The 17,068-nt window shown below is 55.6% G+C and carries 17 protein-coding genes and 1 riboswitch; of the genes, 13 read left to right on the top strand and 4 right to left on the bottom strand.

Annotated features, from left to right (window positions below; all coding sequences use genetic code 11):
• Positions 1-105: 105 nt before the first annotated feature.
• Positions 106-1,167, bottom strand: coding sequence for an extracellular solute-binding protein (locus BOW52_RS13270; RefSeq protein ID WP_078484566.1), 1,062 nt, complete (start codon positions 1,165-1,167; stop codon positions 106-108).
• Between the two features lie 286 nt (positions 1,168-1,453).
• On the opposite strand from BOW52_RS13270, the gene BOW52_RS13265 reads away from it, so the two are divergent.
• Complete coding sequence (locus BOW52_RS13265; protein WP_078484565.1) at positions 1,454-1,813, top strand: ZIP family metal transporter; 360 nt, start codon at positions 1,454-1,456, stop codon at positions 1,811-1,813.
• A complete protein-coding gene (locus BOW52_RS13260; protein WP_078484564.1) occupies positions 1,814-2,227 on the top strand; it encodes a ZIP family metal transporter in 414 nt (137 codons plus the stop codon). It begins immediately after the preceding gene.
• Between the two features lie 115 nt (positions 2,228-2,342).
• On the opposite strand, the gene BOW52_RS13255 is transcribed toward BOW52_RS13260, so the two are convergent.
• Positions 2,343-2,831 (bottom strand): YybH family protein, encoded by a 489-nt coding sequence (locus tag BOW52_RS13255; protein ID WP_078484563.1) that lies wholly within the window; start codon positions 2,829-2,831, stop codon positions 2,343-2,345.
• 148 nt (positions 2,832-2,979) lie between these two features.
• Complete coding sequence (locus tag BOW52_RS13250; RefSeq protein WP_078484562.1) at positions 2,980-4,842, bottom strand: sensor domain-containing diguanylate cyclase; 1,863 nt, start codon at positions 4,840-4,842, stop codon at positions 2,980-2,982.
• A gap of 245 nt (positions 4,843-5,087) precedes the next feature.
• Between BOW52_RS13250 and ccmA the strand changes: the two genes are divergently transcribed.
• From ccmA to BOW52_RS13195, 11 genes are all read left to right on the top strand, one after another.
• Complete coding sequence (gene ccmA / locus BOW52_RS13245) at positions 5,088-5,753, top strand: cytochrome c biogenesis heme-transporting ATPase CcmA (protein ID WP_078484561.1); 666 nt, start codon at positions 5,088-5,090, stop codon at positions 5,751-5,753.
• Positions 5,753-6,421: a heme exporter protein CcmB gene (ccmB, locus tag BOW52_RS13240; RefSeq protein ID WP_078484560.1), complete on the top strand. Its 669-nt coding sequence runs from the start codon at positions 5,753-5,755 to the stop codon at positions 6,419-6,421. The genes ccmA and ccmB overlap by 1 nt, the downstream gene beginning before the upstream one ends.
• A gap of 69 nt (positions 6,422-6,490) precedes the next feature.
• A complete protein-coding gene (gene ccmC, locus BOW52_RS13235) occupies positions 6,491-7,237 on the top strand; it encodes a heme ABC transporter permease CcmC (protein ID WP_078484559.1) in 747 nt (248 codons plus the stop codon).
• Complete coding sequence (ccmD, locus tag BOW52_RS13230; protein WP_078484558.1) at positions 7,234-7,419, top strand: heme exporter protein CcmD; 186 nt, start codon at positions 7,234-7,236, stop codon at positions 7,417-7,419. Before ccmC ends, ccmD begins: the two co-directional genes overlap by 4 nt.
• Positions 7,420-7,461: 42 nt before the next feature.
• Entirely contained in the window at positions 7,462-7,923 is a 462-nt protein-coding gene (ccmE, locus tag BOW52_RS13225; RefSeq protein WP_078484557.1) for a cytochrome c maturation protein CcmE, read from the top strand.
• Positions 7,920-9,875: a heme lyase CcmF/NrfE family subunit gene (locus BOW52_RS13220; protein ID WP_078484556.1), complete on the top strand. Its 1,956-nt coding sequence runs from the start codon at positions 7,920-7,922 to the stop codon at positions 9,873-9,875. Before ccmE ends, BOW52_RS13220 begins: the two co-directional genes overlap by 4 nt.
• Positions 9,875-10,402, top strand: coding sequence for a DsbE family thiol:disulfide interchange protein (locus BOW52_RS13215; protein ID WP_078484555.1), 528 nt, complete (start codon positions 9,875-9,877; stop codon positions 10,400-10,402). Before BOW52_RS13220 ends, BOW52_RS13215 begins: the two co-directional genes overlap by 1 nt.
• Positions 10,402-10,857 (top strand): cytochrome c-type biogenesis protein, encoded by a 456-nt coding sequence (locus BOW52_RS13210; protein WP_408021571.1) that lies wholly within the window; start codon positions 10,402-10,404, stop codon positions 10,855-10,857. Before BOW52_RS13215 ends, BOW52_RS13210 begins: the two co-directional genes overlap by 1 nt.
• Positions 10,854-12,134 (top strand): c-type cytochrome biogenesis protein CcmI, encoded by a 1,281-nt coding sequence (gene ccmI / locus BOW52_RS13205; protein ID WP_078484553.1) that lies wholly within the window; start codon positions 10,854-10,856, stop codon positions 12,132-12,134. Before BOW52_RS13210 ends, ccmI begins: the two co-directional genes overlap by 4 nt.
• Before the next feature lie 85 nt (positions 12,135-12,219).
• Positions 12,220-12,433: riboswitch (cobalamin riboswitch) on the top strand.
• Positions 12,434-12,550: 117 nt separating this feature from the next.
• Positions 12,551-14,389 carry a TonB-dependent receptor domain-containing protein gene (locus BOW52_RS13200; protein WP_078484552.1) on the top strand — a complete coding sequence of 613 codons (1,839 nt, stop codon included), beginning with the start codon at positions 12,551-12,553 and terminating at the stop codon, positions 14,387-14,389.
• Positions 14,390-14,404: 15 nt separating this feature from the next.
• On the top strand, positions 14,405-14,956 hold the full coding sequence (locus BOW52_RS13195) for a cob(I)yrinic acid a,c-diamide adenosyltransferase (RefSeq protein ID WP_078484551.1): 552 nt from the start codon (positions 14,405-14,407) through the stop codon (positions 14,954-14,956).
• A gap of 18 nt (positions 14,957-14,974) precedes the next feature.
• Here BOW52_RS13195 and BOW52_RS13190 read toward each other — a convergent pair whose 3' ends face one another.
• Positions 14,975-16,960, bottom strand: a complete 1,986-nt coding sequence (locus tag BOW52_RS13190) for an ATP-binding protein (protein ID WP_456242907.1) — start codon at positions 16,958-16,960, stop codon at positions 14,975-14,977.
• Positions 16,961-17,068: the final 108 nt, after the last annotated feature.

Here is a 17,068-nt window from a genome sequence, read left to right as displayed (position 1 = left end):
CGGGGCGCCGTAGGCATAAACGGTCGCGTTAAGTATTTGCCGCTTGCTTGGGCTTGGATGCCCAAAACATGCTTCCGCAAAAATAGCGACTCCCCGGTTCAGCCTTTAGTTAGCAGTTTTAATCCTATCTAGCGCCTTTGATTCAATCCTGTCGAAACCCGCAGGAACTGGAGGATGCCATTTGATATTATCGATATCCGCTTCTGAGAAGTACCGTTCAAAATCGGCTTTAATGGAAGCCTCCAAATATTTAGCGGCATCCTTCGATGCCGTACCATACTTTTCACTATTAGTGATAAGCGCTGCATTCTCAGGCTTTGATACGAAGTTAATCCACTTATAAGCTGCACTAACATTCTTTGCCTTTGCCGGAATAGCGAAGGTATCAATCCAACCTAGGGCCCCACTTTTAGGTGCGACAAAATCAATATCAGGATTGATCTTATGCAGCGCCCAGCCCTTGGCATCCCATCCAGAGATCACGTTGGCGTCACCACTTTTTATGATCTCAACTTGCGCATCACCACTTGTCCAATAATTTTTTACCAGCCCTTTAGAGGTAATAAGTTTCTTTTCAACCCGGTCAATCAACGCCTTGTAGGACTTTTTATCGCTATACAGAGCAAAGGGATCTTCTCCCATAGCAAAAGCAGCACCAATCAAAAGTGGTCTTTTTAATCTATAAGAGATTTTTCCAGCATATTTTGGATTCCACAGATCTGACCAATCGTTTGCTCCAGGCGCTTCTTTTTTGTTAATGATCAGGCCTGTAGTCCCATAGACGTGGGGAACACCATAGGATTTACCATTAACCTCCGTATTCTTCTTAACTGCAGCGACCATTGAGTCAATTAACAGGCTTGTATCAACCTTGGAATAATCAATGGGTTGATAAATCTTATATTTCTTTTGAACGAAAGCGATTCTATCCTGACTCGGTTGCGCCAAATCAAATCCCGCACCCCTGGTGGCACGAAGTTTAGCGATCATCTCTTCATTGTTACTGTAGGTCAGCTTGACCTTGATACCTGTCTCTTTTTCAAACGCAGTGACAATAGGTTTAAGCGCATAGCCTTCCCAGGTTATTATTTTTAGCGTCTCTTTTGAGAACGCTCCTGATGAGAATGTAACTATAACCGCGCCTAATATTAGTTTTTTTAGTGACATAATCTTCTACTCTCGATTCTCTACTTTTACGTTATTAATTAATGGGATCAGACCCTACTGCTCTATCTCAGATTTCGATTTACTCTACCACTGAATCGAGCGATCAGAGTACTTGAATAACAAACCCAGCACCTCAAACGACGACAAATCGAGGCACGCTCTCACCCCCATACTCACCCTTTACTAGTAGAGCAACCCAACCTACTTGACCATTATTTATACATGGGTTTTACTACGACAGACTTAGACCAAATCCACCAAAACACCACTTCCGGAGCAAATAACCATGGATTACCTGACACTCAAGATACTCTCGATATTGGTCATTTTTGCAGTGGGTGTATTTGGTGGAATGATCCCGGTAGGCCGGGGAAGCATTGAGGGTAAACAACGTCTCTTTTCACTCGGATCAGCCTTTTCCGGCGGTATTTTTATCGGCGCTGGCCTTATTCATATGCTGCCGGATGCCAATGAGGGTTTTAGCGATGCCTTCTCTGGTCTCGACTACCCGCTCGCCTTTTTTGTCTGCGGCCTCGGCTTTCTACTCATTCTCTTTCTCGACAAGATCATCTTTGAAGACCCCGATGACTCGACCACCCAAAAGGCTAAGACCGGGACGCCATACATCCTTGCCTTCATCCTTTAGATCCATTCAATTATCGCCGGTATCGCCCTCGGCGTTGATTCCAGCACGGCCACCTCGATCATCATTCTGGTTGCGATCCTGTCCCACAAGGGCTCAGCCGCATTCGCCCTGGGCATCAGTCTCGTCAAGGGCCAGGTGGATCAGAGTAAGGCGAAAAAGACGATCTATCTCTTCTCTCTAATGACACCCATCGGCATTGTGATCGGATTGGTGATGCACCACTACCTGCTACAGAATAACCAGACACTGCTTGAGGCGAGTTTCGATGCGATAGCCGCTGGCACCTTCCTCTACGTTGCGACACTTGAAGTGATTCGTGAAGAGTTCAGTGGACGTGGAAAGGTCCTGCTAGGCAGATTCTCTTTTCTTACCGGTGGACTGCTGGTAATGGCTGCACTGGCACTCTGGCTTTAGCGTTAACAAACTGCCAACAAATGAGGGGTGGCCATATAGGCCACCCCTCATTTGTTGATCAACTTATAGAACATAGAGAGCGTTTGTTACTTCTCTCAGAGACTTCTAAATACGATTATTTCACCAGCGACGGAAGCAGGTCGGTATGGTGGCCAATCATCTTCCACTGACCATCCTCTTTGCGAAACACATTCGTCGCTCTGATCTTGACCTCCATCGGCTTCCCATCAGCGGTCAGGTTTTTGCCAATCTCGTAGTCGGTTACAACGGCTAGATTAGTTCCGATGGTGATACGCATATCACTTCGCTCTACCGTACCCCCCATCTTCATCGCCGCCTGCACTTCCCAGTCGGCCAAGACCGCTTTCCATCCGTGTCGTATGCCACCACCTGGCCCCATGTAGGTAACATCCTCACGATGTGACCAGACCGCCTTCATCGGCTCCAGCTCACCGACAAACAGCTGATTAAGTGCCGCATAGAAACCCTGCGCCGCCTCCCGCACGGCCTCTCGCTCGTTGTCAGCCGCATCGACTCGGCCCTCAGTTATCAGACCGCTCACAACCATGACCGCTACTGCCAGACCTACAATCTGCTTCTTCATCTCTTATAAATCCCTCTTAGGTTGAATTCAGCAACCAATAGGTAACCATTTAGAACATCTCATCGTTCTGCCTGGACCCTCAGCAAACTATTGAGTTCACCAACGATCAACTTTCACCTGCACGGATAAACCTCTCGTCTCAAGCGCATCAATAATCCTCTTCGTCCGTCCACATCTCCGGCTTGAAGTGCACTACCCGGTTACGCCCCTGCTCTTTCGCCTTATAGAGGGCGACATCGGCGTATTTAACCGCCTGCCAGAAGGTCTCGCTATCATCGGGGAAACTGGAGACACCGATTGAGATGGTCTTCTGCAGTACGTTACCCGGCAACTGCACCTTCAGCTCCTCTACGGCGGCACGAATCTTCTCTGCCACCTCATCTGCCTTCTCCCCTGCCGTCTCCTGCAGCAGGATCATGAACTCTTCACCGCCGTAACGAATCACTAGATCAGCCGCTCGCACGACCTTCTTCATCACCTTTGAAATCTCTTTAAGCACGGTATCACCGGCATCATGACCGTAGGTGTCGTTGACCTTCTTAAAGTAGTCGAGATCAAGCATTAGTATCGAGATATCGGAATCACGGCGAGCATTACTGGAGACCAGCGTCTCCACATACTCCTCGAGGAAGCGGCGGTTGTGCAGTCCGGTCATCGCATCGCGCATGGTCGACTCGCGCAACGTATCCATCAGGCGCTTAGCCTCGATAACCGGTGCCGCTTCACGCAGATAGACATTGATCATCGGCACCAGTTGCTGATAGTCGGCACCGGCCTCTTGATCGATCACCATCTGCACCACACTACCGACCGTGCCCGACTGAATGACGGGAATACAGATATGCTCCAGATTCTCGTTCCCCTCCCCAGGATGGAAGGCGTTACAGATCTGTGGTGAACCGATTGAGTCGATGGTGTGGCCGGTGCGGCGAGCACGACAGGTCTCGGAGCGGATCAGAATCTGGGGATCACACCAGCGACAATCCATGCTCTCATCGCTATCGACACTGACGGTGTACATGCGGTTTTTACTCGCCGCGACCTCATAGATCGAGAAGCGCTCCAGATAGAAGCTCTCCTGCAGCACCCGCACCAGCCGCTGGTAGACCTCGGCCTTACTCTCATCCTCTTCGATCGCCTGTTTAAACTGTGCGGCGGCCACCAGCCCATCGACCATCATGGTGGTATTGGTGAGCATATTTTCATTACCGGAGGGTTTGCAGCGAATCAGCTGTGCAACGTTGTCTCGAATATCGCCCAGACCCGCATCGAGAAAATCGCTCAATTGATTGAAGCGCTCTGCAATGTCCCCGATCTCATCGTTGGTCAGGCATTCAATGCGAGTCGTAAAATCACCTAGAAGCGCCGTATCTACGGCGTGCTGAACATCACTCGCGGTCTTCACCAGCGGACGGGTCATGCGGCGAAACAGCACAATCATCATCACCGCAAACAGCGCCACCGCCACCGACATCGCTGCAACCGTGAGCAATGCACTCTGTTTCAGATGGGCGATTGACATGGTAATGGTGACAGCACCGAGCACCGTGCCCTCCGCCACCTGATGACAGGCGAGACAGTTGGGTTCACCCTTGCCGGTGGCGACAAAAGGGATGGTACTGCGGAAGAGCGGTTCGCCCTCCACGTCTATGAGACCATAGAACGGTTTGCCTGATACGAGCACTCTAGATTCAATCTCATCCTGAGGACGCTCCTCGATTAGACCCTCACCAAACTGACTGGCCACCTCTGGTCCTCGGACCACGCGAGCACCGCTCAGTCCGTTAGCCGTTGAGATCCGGCTCAGTAGCTGTTTACGCTTATCAATCACACCGTTAACCATCATTTCGGTCAGACCGACGCGCACCATCTCAGCAGCCGTCTTGGCGTGCTCTTCGGCCGAGATAATCGAGAACTGGCGAAAGGAGAGCAGGCTCACGGCGATCAGCACTACCAGCATGATCAGCATCAAACCGCTCGAGAAGAGTGTTGTTTTGGTATTAAGCTTCATGTCGTCCCAGATATCGTCCCTAAAAAAGCCAACCGATAGTAAGGTATTTAATTCCCTATTCAAAGTGACGTCACGTGACATTTGCGCCACCTCTGCCACCCACTCAGCCTTGTGACATGACAGAGTTCAAGACTACGAATCACCCCCTATAATTTTGAGAACCCGTGCTATAGCAATCCTCCAACTGATCATTACAATGGGGCACGACAAGACGCACTATATAGGCGCAGCAGAAAGACCTTTACATGACCCCCACAGCAGAAACCAGAGACAGCGAGCCTCTCTTTGAGGCTCACGCATTAGAGTGCACACGCGATGACCGCGTGCTCTTCTCCGATCTCGATTTCACCCTGAAATCCGGACAGGCGATGCTGATCGAAGGGCCCAACGGCTCCGGCAAGACCACCCTGCTGCGTACCCTCTGCGGCCTGATCTCACCCTCCAATGGCGAAATCCACTGGTGCGGGGAGTCGATTCGATCGCTTGCCGAGGAGTACACCCGCGAGGTGACCTACATCGGTCACCATGCGGGCATTAAAGAGGATCTGACCGGAATCGAAAACCTGCGCATCAGCTGCGTACTGGATGGGTTCGAGATCAGCGAGAAGCAGGCGTGGGATACGCTGGAGAAGATGGGACTGGCGGGCCATGAGGATCTGCCCACCAAGGTGCTCTCTGCTGGTCAGAAAAGACGTGTTGCACTGGCACGTCTGCTAGTAACCGAGGCGAAGCTGTGGATTCTTGATGAGCCCTTCACTGCCCTCGACAAGGCGGCGGTCGCCTTCCTGCTCGATGTGATCCGCAAACATGTCGATGGCGGTGGCATCGTGATGCTCACCACTCACCAGGATGTGGAGATGATTTCCGACGACGTTAAGCGCCTGCTACTGAAAAAACGGGGGCGCAACTGATGTTTGAAGCGCTACTGTGGATCATCCGTCGCGACCTGACCCTGGCGATGCGTCGCCGCTCCGACATCTTCACCACCCTCTTCTTCTTTGTCATCGTCGTCAGCCTCTTCCCACTCGGTATCGGCCCGGAGATGGATACGCTACGACTGATTGCCCCCGGCATCGTCTGGGTCGCAGCGCTACTCGCCTCGATGCTGGCGCTGGAGCGACTCTTTGCCGCCGACCACGCCGACGGCACCCTGGAGCAGATGCTGCTCACCCCACAACCCGTCTTTATGCTGGTCTTTGGCAAGGTGATCGCCCACTGGCTGGTAACCGGACTGCCACTGGTGATCATGGCACCGGTACTGGGTCTGCAGTACGACCTCAGCGTCGACGCACTCGGCGTGCTGGTACTGACTCTGCTGCTCGGCACCCCGGCACTGAGCGCGATTGGTGCAATCGGCGCGGCACTCACTCTGGGGCTGCGCGGTGGCGGTGTACTGGTCTCGCTGCTGGTTCTCCCTCTTTATATACCGGTACTGATCTTCGGTGCCGGCGCGGTCGAGGCACACGCCTCAGGACTGGGCGGTGCAGGACACCTTTATATGCTGGGCGCCTTTGGCGTGGTGGCATTTTTCTTCTCACCACTGGCAACGGCTGCGGCCCTGCGAGTATCCATTGAGTGAACATGGTTGGCGATCGAGCCACGCACCGTTAGGATGCTGGGTTGACGATAAGGGACAGACTAAACAACGATGAGCACAAAACTTCTTAACTGGTTCAAATTCTCCTCGCCCACCACCTTCTACCCGCTGGCGGGTCGACTCGCCCCCTGGTTTACCGGGTTGGCCGTGATACTGCTTGCCGTCGGTCTCTACATGAGCTTCTTTATCGCACCCACCGACTACAAACAGGGTGAGGGTTATCGCATCATCTTTATTCACGTGCCCGCCGCCTGGATGTCGATGTTTATCTATCTGATCATGGCTGGCTGGGCGGCGATGGGACTGGTCTTCAACACCCGTCTCTCCGGCATGATGACCAGCGCTCTGGCACCCACTGGCGCCATGTTCACCTTCGTTGCCCTCTGGACCGGTGCCTTCTGGGGCAAGCCGATGTGGGGCGCCTGGTGGGTCTGGGATGCTCGACTCACCTCGGAGCTGATCCTGCTGTTCCTCTATATCGGCTTCATCGCCCTGCAGTCATCGATCGACGATGCCCGTCGCGCCGACAAGGCGGGGGCGATCCTGGTGCTGGTGGGGGTGATCAACATCCCGATCATCTACTTCTCGGTGAAGTGGTGGAACACCCTGCATCAGGGCGCATCGATCAATATGGAGGGCTCCTCAATGGGCTCTACCATGCTGATTACGATGCTGATCATGGCACTCGGTTGCTGGATGTACTCCATCGCCGTCGCACTCTACCGTGTGCGCAGCATCATCCTTGAGCGTGAGCGCAACACCACCTGGGTGCAGGAGCTGGAGGAGATCAAATCATGAACAGTGTGAGTGAATTCTTCGCCATGGGCGGTTACGCCCTCTACGTCTGGGGCTCCTTCGGGGTGACCGCAGTTTTAATGATTATTGAACCTTTACTGGTCAAGAAGCGTCGAACCGATGTGCTGAAGCGCGTCTCGCGCATCGCACGTCTCAACGCAGCCGAGGAGAAGGAGTCCGCATAGGGACTTCCCAATCACAACTATTTAGATCTGGTGGAAAACTGAATGAAAGCAAGACATAAACGATTGGGCCTGATTGTCGCTGGCCTGGGTGTACTGGCGGTCGCCGCCGTACTGGTTTTCAACGCGCTGGGCAATAACCTCTCCTACTTCTTCTCGCCTACTGAGGTGGCCAACGGCGAGGCGCCTAAAGATCATGTCTTCCGTCTTGGCGGTCTGGTCAAACCGGGCAGCGTGGTACGCGGTAAGAGCCTCACCGTCACCTTTGTCGTCACCGATAACGCCAAGGAGATGCCCGTCGCCTACACCGGCATCCTGCCCGATCTGTTCATGGAGGGTCAGGGCGTGATTACCCAGGGCCGTCTGGGTGCCGACGGCACCTTCGTTGCCGATGAGGTACTGGCCAAGCACGATGAGAACTATATGCCACCCGAGGTCGCTGAGGCATTGGAAAAGGCACATAACGAGGGCGTTGCTGGCGCCGCTGCAACGGAGGCCGCCAAGTGATCCCTGAGCTTGGGCACTACGCCCTGACCCTGGCCCTGGCCCTGGCAATAGTACAGTCGTTCGTACCTTTGGTCGGCAGTTTCCGTGGCAACAGCAGCTGGATGGCGGTAGCCCGCCCCTCCGCCTACGGCCAGTTCTTCTTCATGATGGTCGCCTTCCTCTGTCTCGCCTACAGCTTCATCATGAACGACTTCTCGGTCGGTTATGTGGCACACAACTCCAACACCGCGCTGCCAACCATCTACCGCATCTCGGCCGTATGGGGCGCGCATGAGGGTTCACTGCTGCTCTGGGCGCTGATGCTCAGTGGCTGGGGTGCAGCAGTCGCACTGTTTAGCCGTGGCCTACCGAGTGATGTAGTGGCCCGCGTACTGGGCGTGCTCGCCTTCGTCGCCATCGGCTTCCTGCTCTTCATGCTGCTCACCTCCAACCCCTTCGAGCGTCTGCTGCCAATCCCAGCCGATGGTCGCGACCTCAACCCGCTGCTGCAGGATTTCGGCCTGGTTATCCACCCACCGCTGCTCTACATGGGTTATGTCGGTTTTGCCGTCGCCTTCGCCTTTGCGATTGCCGCACTGCTCGGTGGACGTCTCGACGCCGCCTGGGCTCGCTGGTCACGCCCCTGGACCCTGATCGCCTGGGCCTTCCTTACCCTCGGTATCACGCTGGGTAGCTGGTGGGCCTACTACGAACTCGGCTGGGGTGGCTGGTGGTTCTGGGATCCGGTCGAAAACGCCTCCTTCATGCCGTGGCTGGTCGGTACTGCGCTGGTCCATTCACTGATCGTCTCGGAGAAGCGCGGTGCTTTTAAGAATTGGACCGTGCTGCTGGCGATCTTCGCCTTCTCGCTCAGTCTACTCGGCACCTTCCTGGTCCGTTCCGGTGTACTGACCTCGGTACACGCCTTCGCCACCGACCCGGCACGCGGCGTCTTCATTCTCATGTTCCTCGTCATTGTGGTCGGCAGCTCGCTGGTGCTCTACGCCGTGCGCGCGCCACAGGTTAAAAGCACCGGCAGCTTCAAGCTGGTCTCGCGTGAAGCGTTCATGCTGATCAACAACGTGCTGCTGCTGGTCACCGCTGGTGTCATCCTGCTTGGCACCCTCTACCCGCTGATCATCGATGCACTCGGCCTCGGCAAGCTCTCGGTGGGACCTCCCTACTTCAACAGCGTCTTCCTACCACTCACCGCACCGCTCGCCTTTATGATCGGTATCGGCCCGCTATCGCGCTGGAAACAGCAATCTGTACCCGTCCTTGTTCACCAGCTGCGCTGGCTACTCGCCACCGCCGTGCTGCTGGCAGTGGTTCTGGTCGCGGTCTTCTACAGCGATTACGCACCGTCGGTCATTCTGGGTGTCACGCTGGCTATCTGGATTGCTCTCACCTCTGCCAGGGAGATGCAGCACGCCACGCGCAACAAGCAGGGGCTATTCACGCGCCTCGCCTCGCTCTCACGCTCCCACTACGGCATGACCTTCGCCCACCTCGGCGTGGCGATTTTTGTCGTCGGCGTCACCCTCACCAGCACCTACAGCGTCGAGCGCGACGTGAAGATGATGGCTGGCGACAGCATCACCGAAAATGAGTACACCTTTACCTTTGTCGGCGTCAAAGAGTCTCAGGGCCCCAATTACATCGCCAACACCGGTGAGGTTCGGGTCAGTTACGACGGTGAAGAGGTCGCGGTACTGCGTCCCGAGAAGCGCGTCTACACCGTACAACGGATGCCGATGACCGAGGCGGCCATCGATCCGGGGCTGTTCCGCGATCTCTACGTTGCACTCGGTGAACCGCTCGACGATGGCGCCTGGGCGGTACGTGTCTACCACAAACCGTTTGTACGCTGGCTCTGGCTTGGTGGTCTCTTCATGGCCTTTGGTGGACTGCTCGCAGCAAGTGACCGCCGCTACCGCTCTAAGAAGAATAAAACTGTGGAGGCGAACTCCTGATGGCCCGTTTTCTACTCCCGCTCGGAATCTTTATCCTGCTGGTGGCGCTGTTTGCCGTCGGCCTGACCCTCGATCCGAAAAAGGTCCCCTCACCGCTGATTAACAAGACCGCCCCTGCTTTCGATCTGCCTCGACTCAAGCAACCGGAGGCGCGTCTCAGCCAAGCCGATCTGAGCAAGGGGGTCACACTGTTTAACGTCTGGGCCTCCTGGTGTGTCGCCTGCCGTCAGGAGCACCCCTTTCTGGTCGAGCTAGCCCGAGAGGGCGTGCCGATCTACGGCCTCAACTACAAGGATGAGCGAGCCGATGGCATCAACTGGCTCAAGCGTCTCGGCGACCCCTATATCGCCAGCGGTTTTGACAAGAAGGGACAGGTCGGCATCGACTGGGGCGTCTATGGCGTACCCGAGACCTTCATTGTCGATCGCAAGGGGATGATTCGCTATAAACATATCGGCCCTATCAACTCCACCGACTGGGAAGAGACGATCCTCCCAATGATCAAGAAACTGGAGGCGGAGTCGTGATAAGAAGCCTACTCACTACAATCCTGCTGCTGGTTACCCTGCCAATTAGCGCAGCGATTAACAGCTACGAATTCAACACACCCGAGGAGGAACAGACCTTCAAGGAGCTGAGTTCGGAACTGCGCTGCCTGGTCTGCCAGAACCAGAATCTGGAAGACTCCAACGCCGAGCTGGCACAGGATCTGCGAGACAAGGTCTACAAGATGGTGCAGCGAGGTGACAGCAAGAGCCAGATCACCGACTACATGGTCGAGCGATATGGCGACTTTGTTCTCTACCGCCCACCGGTTAAACCAAGCACCTACATTCTCTGGTTCAGCCCACTGGTTTTGATCGCAGTTGGGCTTTTCATGCTGATCCGTTTCATTCGTCGTCGCACCGCTACAGCCGACGCCCCGCTCAGCAATGAAGAGCGTGAGCGACTCCAGGACATCCTTAAAGAGAAAGATTCATGATCACCTTCTGGTTACTTATCGCGGGCATGACCATAGCTGCCCTGCTGTTTGTCGTACCGCCACTGCTTGGACGTGGTACAGCCGATGCCGCGCAGCGTCGCGAACTCAACATCACCATCTACCACGAACGCCTCGCCGAACTTGAGGCGGCACAGGCGGCCGGGGATCTCGAACAGGAGACCTTCGATGCCGCCAATAGCGAGCTTGAACATGAGCTGCTCTACGACATCTCTGAAAAGTCAGAAGATGCCCCTGTTGAACAGGCAGCAGCAGGGAGCAGCCGCGTGACCGCCATTGCTGTCGCCCTGTTCACCCCGATTCTGGCGATCGCCTTCTACCTGCAGCTCGGTTCACACCGTCTGATCCCCTTCCTCAATGCACCTGAGACTCAGCAGGCTCAGGCCAGCGGCAACAACGGTGAAGCGATTGGCAACCTGGACGACATGATCGTCCGCCTCGAGAAACGCATGGAGGCGACGCCTGATGATATGCAGGGCTGGGTGATGCTGGGCCGCTCCTACATGGAGCTGGAGCGCTACGACGATGCGGTTAAGGCCTACGCACGCGCCGTTAGCATCAACGGTGAGATCGGTGCGGTACTGGTCGATTACGCCGAGGCGCTCGGTGTTGCCAATGGTGGTGACCTGCGCGGCAAGCCGACCGAGATCCTCAACAAGGCGGTCAAGCTCGATCCCGAAGTAGAGAAGGGCCTGTGGCTCGCCGGTGTGGCCGGTTATCAGGACGGCAACTTCGCGGTCGCCGTTGAACACTGGCGCAAGCTGACCACCATGATTGAACCCGGCACCGAGATGGGCAATATGATCGCCGAGTCACTGTCCAAGGCCGAGGCGGAACTCAATCCCGAACAGCACAGCCAGATGGCAGCGGCGCATCCTGCACCAGCAGCCGCTACTCCGGCAGCCACTGAGGGTGCCACCGTTTCGGTCAGCGTCACCCTCGACTCCACCCTGCAGGCACTGGCAGCCCCCGGCGATACACTCTTTGTCTACGCTCGTGCCGCTCAGGGGCCTCGTATGCCACTGGCCATTGTGCGCAAGCAGGCGAGCGATCTACCGATCACTGTAACGCTGAGCGATGCCCAGGCGATGATGGCGGAGATGAAGCTCTCATCATTCCCGCAGGTAGTGATCGGCGCACGCCTCTCCAAGTCGGGGCAAGCCATCGCGCAGAGCGGCGACCTGGAAGGAGTCAGCGATCCGCTAGACCCCAACGGTACCGACTCGATTGCAATCAGCATCGATCAGATCCGTCCCTGATTTCAGCCAACACCTCGCCGCTTAATGCCCTCTCCTGTATTAAGCGGCACCCCTCCTAACTTGACACCTGAAGCGGGCACGACGTAGAGTCTCGCCTGCTTCAGGTGCTCTTGGAAATATCTTTTCCAGAGTGAAACGGGAAACCGGTGCGTCGACTCAATCGACAATCCCGGTGCTGCCCCCGCAACGGTAAACGAGTAGAAGATCGGCACAATGCCACTGTAGTTCACTACGGGAAGGCGCCGATTCGGAGCAATCCACTCGTGAGCCCGGAGACCGGCCTGCTGCATGAGCTTCAGTGTTACGGAGGGTGACACGGGTGCGGACAGGTACTCGACCCTCTCCCTCCCAAATCCCCATCCACACGCTGATCAACTGTCACCAATTGCGCGGGCGTGCGCAGGGGAACTTGAATCATGAAGAGTCTTATCACCGGCCTGTTGGCCACACTCATACTGGCCAGCCAGCCCACTCTGGCTGAAAACCACACCATTCCAACCATCGTCATCACCGCCACGCGCACCGCGCAAAGCGTCGACGAGAGCCTTGCCACCGTTTCTGTTATCGACCGTGCGATGATCGATCAGAGTCAGGCCACCACCCTGCCCGAGCTGCTGCGTACCCTGCCGGGCGCAGAGCTGATCACCCTGGGTGGTTATGGCAAGGAGAGCAGCCTCTATCTGCGTGGCACCAACACCAACCACATGCTGGTATTGATTGACGGCATTCGTGTCGGCTCAGCCACACTCGGTACTGTCGCACTGGCCAACCTTCCACTGGCACAGGTCGAACGCATCGAAGTAGTGCGCGGACCCCGCTCCAGCCTCTACGGTTCGGAGGCGATCGGTGGCGTGATGCAGATCTTCACCCGTCGCGGTCGGGATGGCATCGACGGCAACTTTGAACTCGGCTACGGCAGCTTCGACACCCAGACCTTTAGTGGCGGAATCAGTGGCGGTGCCAACGGCAGCCACTTCAACCTGCAGGCGAGCCACCTGGTCAGCAACAATATCGATATCCAGAACGGTACCGATCCCGACAAGGATGGCTATGAGAATAACAGCGTCAGTACCACCCTCGGTCACCGCTTTGGCAACTGGGGTGAGATCGAGCTGCACTGGCTTCGCAGCGAGGGCGAGAACGAGTTTGACGCCTACCCCGGAGAGACCGAGTTCCTGGAACAGACGATTGGGGCGCGCCTCCAGTTCACACCGGTCGACTGGTGGAGCATCACGCTCAAGGCAGCCGAGGGGCGTGATGAGAACGATAACCTCGCGGCCAATATCGTCGTCACCCGCTTCAACACTCAGCGAATCAGCGCCGGCTGGCAGAACGATCTGATGCTAGGCGATGATCATCTGCTGACTCTCGGCATAGATTCGACCCATGAGGAGGTTGATAGCCTGACCGCCTATAGCGAGACCGAACGGGAAAACATTGGCGGTTTTGCCGAGTGGCAGTCTGCCTACGGTAACAACGATCTGGTGATCAGTCTGCGCCACGACGATAGCGATCGCAGCAGTGGCCACACCACCGGCAATATTGACTGGGGTTACGGCTTTGCTAACGGTGTACGACTGAGTGCCTCCTACGGCACTGCCTTCAAAATGCCAACCTTCAACGACCTCTTCTTCCCCGCCGATCCCTGGTCTGCTGGCAATCCCGATCTTGAGCCTGAACTATCCAAATCTTTTGAACTTGGACTCAAGGGGCGTCACGACTGGGGTAATTGGGGTCTACACGGCTACACCACCCGTATCGATAACATGATCGAGTGGGCCTGCACCTCGGGTTCGGCAATCTGTAACGACGCCGACTGGAGTAACGATTTCTGGCAGCCCTCCAATGTCAGCAGCGCACAGATCGATGGCATTGAAGCACTGTTCAATCTGCAGCGCAGTGACTGGAATCTAAACCTCACTCTCAATCTGCTCGACCCTCGCGATACCGACAGTGGCAATACACTACAACGACGCAGTCAGCAGTCGATGAGTCTTGCGTTCGACAAGCGATTCGGTCCAATCAGTGCCGGTCTTACAGTCGATGCTCACGGCGAGCGTTATAACGACCGCAGCAACAGCTACAAGCTCGACGCCTACACCCTCACCTCGATGCGCCTCGCCTATGAGCCGGTCAAACGTTGGCAACTTCGCTTGAAGATCGACAACCTCTTCGATGTCGATTACGAGCCTGCACTGCACTACAACAATCCCGGCCGCTCGGTGCTCGCCTCAGTTGCCTACGGTTTGAAATAACCGCAGGATAGACCGATGGGAAATCGACTTTCAAAAATTTACACACGTACCGGTGACAAGGGCGAAACCGGGCTCGGTGATGGTTCTCGCGTGGCCAAGGATAGCCTGCGCGTTGAGGCCTACGGCACCACCGATGAACTCAACAGCACCATCGGCCTAATGATCACCGAGGTGAGTGATGGGCCAATTCGTGAAGCGCTGCTCACCATTCAGCACGACCTCTTCGACCTTGGTGGTGAACTCTGCATACCGGGTCGCGAAAGCATCCAGCAGAGTCAGATCGATGCGCTCGAGGAGCTACTCGATCAACTCAACGAGGGCCTCGAACCACTCAAAGAGTTCATCCTGCCGGGCGGCTCTCGCGCAGCGGCCTACGCCCATCTGGCGCGTACCATCTGCAGGCGTTCGGAGCGTCGGGTTATTTCGCTGGCACGTGAAGAGGCCGTCAGCTCGGCGGCAATCAAATATCTCAATCGTCTCTCCGATCTGCTGTTTGTGTTGGCAAGGGTCGTGAATCGTGGTGAAGGGGTGGCAGATGTTTTGTGGCAACCCGACAGGGCACGTTAAACCTCTACAGCTGCCGCCTTAGACAGTCTGAAGTTCGAAGTAGAAGGTTGTACCTCGACCAACCTCGGTCTCAAAACCAATCGTCCCGCCCATCTGTGCGATGATCGACTTACTGATGGTCAGCCCCAGACCGGTACCCCCCATGCTACGGGTGCTCGATGCATCAGCCTGGGTAAACTTCTCAAAGATCTGATTGCGAAACTCGACTGGGATACCGCCACCATAATCGGTCACAGCGACCCGTACCTGCGGTCCATTATCGATCACGGCTATCTCCACCCGAGTGGCACCCGCAGAGAACTTGGCTGCGTTGGAGAGCAGATTGAAGAGCACCTGGCGAAGACGATCTGAATCGACATTGACGCGTGTTGTCGATGAGCTGGAGACAATCTGATACTCGACACCAAACTGTTGTGCATAGGCGTGACTCTCCGCCATCGCACTATCAACCAGCGGCATCAGCAGTTGCGGCTCGTTGTTGAACTCCATCTTGCCGGAGGTGATCTTCTCCATGTCGAGCAGATCGTTGATTAGGTGAATCAGACGATCACTGTTTTTGTGGGCGATATCGACCATTTCATACTGCTGTTTTGGTAAATCACCGGCAGCACCACCTACCAACAGACCCAGCGCACCCCGGATCGAGGTCAGCGGAGTACGCAACTCGTGGCTCACGGTAGAGATAAAATCGCTCTTCATCTGATCGATCCGGTTTCGTTCGGTGATATCGCGAATGATCGCTACAAAACGCGCCTGTTCTCCCTCGGGTGCGATGTACTGCAGCAACACCTCAACCGGGATGTCGACCCCCGCCTTACTGCGATGCACCGTCTCGAAACTGGTAAAGCTAAGCTCACCCGAAAGCATCGGTTCGAGCAATCGGCGGAACTGAACCTCATCAAGTAGCGGCATAACGTCAAACGGTTTCATGTTGAGTAACATCTCACGCGGGAATCCGACCTGTTCAACGGCGCCCTGATTGGCGTAGAAGATCTCGAGCCGCTCGGCGGAGAAGATCAACACACAGTCCATGGTCAGATCGAGCGTGTTTTTAAAGCGCGTCAGTTCGCGGGTGCGATTAACGACCAGCCCTTCCAGGTCACGATTCAATCCCTGTAGGTTCTCTTCGCTACTGCGCACCTGACGCTCCAGGTCACGAAAGGCACGTGCCAACATACCGATCTCATCACTACGTTCAATCGGCAGCGAACCGGTTTCACGTCCATGCATGAAGTCATCAATGCGCTGTGTGACCAGACCAATCGGTCTGACCAGAAGCCCAGAGAATGCGTAGGCGGCAGCGATGCCAATCACGATCAGCAGCAACGAGAAACCGATCGCATTGGCAAGCGCAGTGCTCTGCGAGGCGATCACATCGTCATAGGGTTGCGAGAGACCCACAGTCACAAAACGCTCTGGGTGATCTCGGAGCAGCGCAATCTTCACAAACACGCGAACACGATTATCACCCGTATCTTCGGGTAGCAGTGTTTCGATAGTGCGGTGACTGGTGGGTGAGAATAGATTGGTGAGCTGCGGGAAGTCACGCTGCACTCGCTCATCGTGACCCAGATCGAAACCAAACTCCTTGTCACGATTAGGGTGGACCAGATAGCTACCCAGGCTATTGGTGACGTAAAGCGATTGACCAATCCCCTGCTGCGCACGTTTAATCACATCGAGCTGGCGCCCAAAGTCCATATTGATCACGACCAGACCAAATAACTCACCACCATTATCGTAAACCGGTGTAGCAGCACGCAGCACCGGCATATAGGGCTCGGAGATACGTCCATGCTCACGGTTAAGATTGATCTCGGAGAGATAGATACTGCCTGCTGGCAATTTGATCGTCTCGCTCACATAGCGCCGATCATGCTTATTCTGCATCAGATCTCGCGGCACCACTCGCGTCTTCTCACCCACACGGTCGACGCGCACCAGCTCATTACCCGCCTTATCGATCAGGCGTACCTGAATGTAGGCACGTTTGGCTTGCAGCAGTCCTGAAAAGACCCCGGGGAGTCGCTATTTTTGCGGAAGCTTGTTTTGGGCATCCAAGCCCAAGCAAGCGGCAAATACTTAACGCGACCGTTTATGCCTACGGCGCCC

Origin of the sequence: Solemya pervernicosa gill symbiont (assembly GCF_002020875.1) — a bacterium.
In the GTDB taxonomy this organism is placed as follows: Bacteria; Pseudomonadota; Gammaproteobacteria.
Note: the sequence above shows the minus strand (reverse complement) of the source record. Positions and strands in the feature narration are given on the sequence as shown.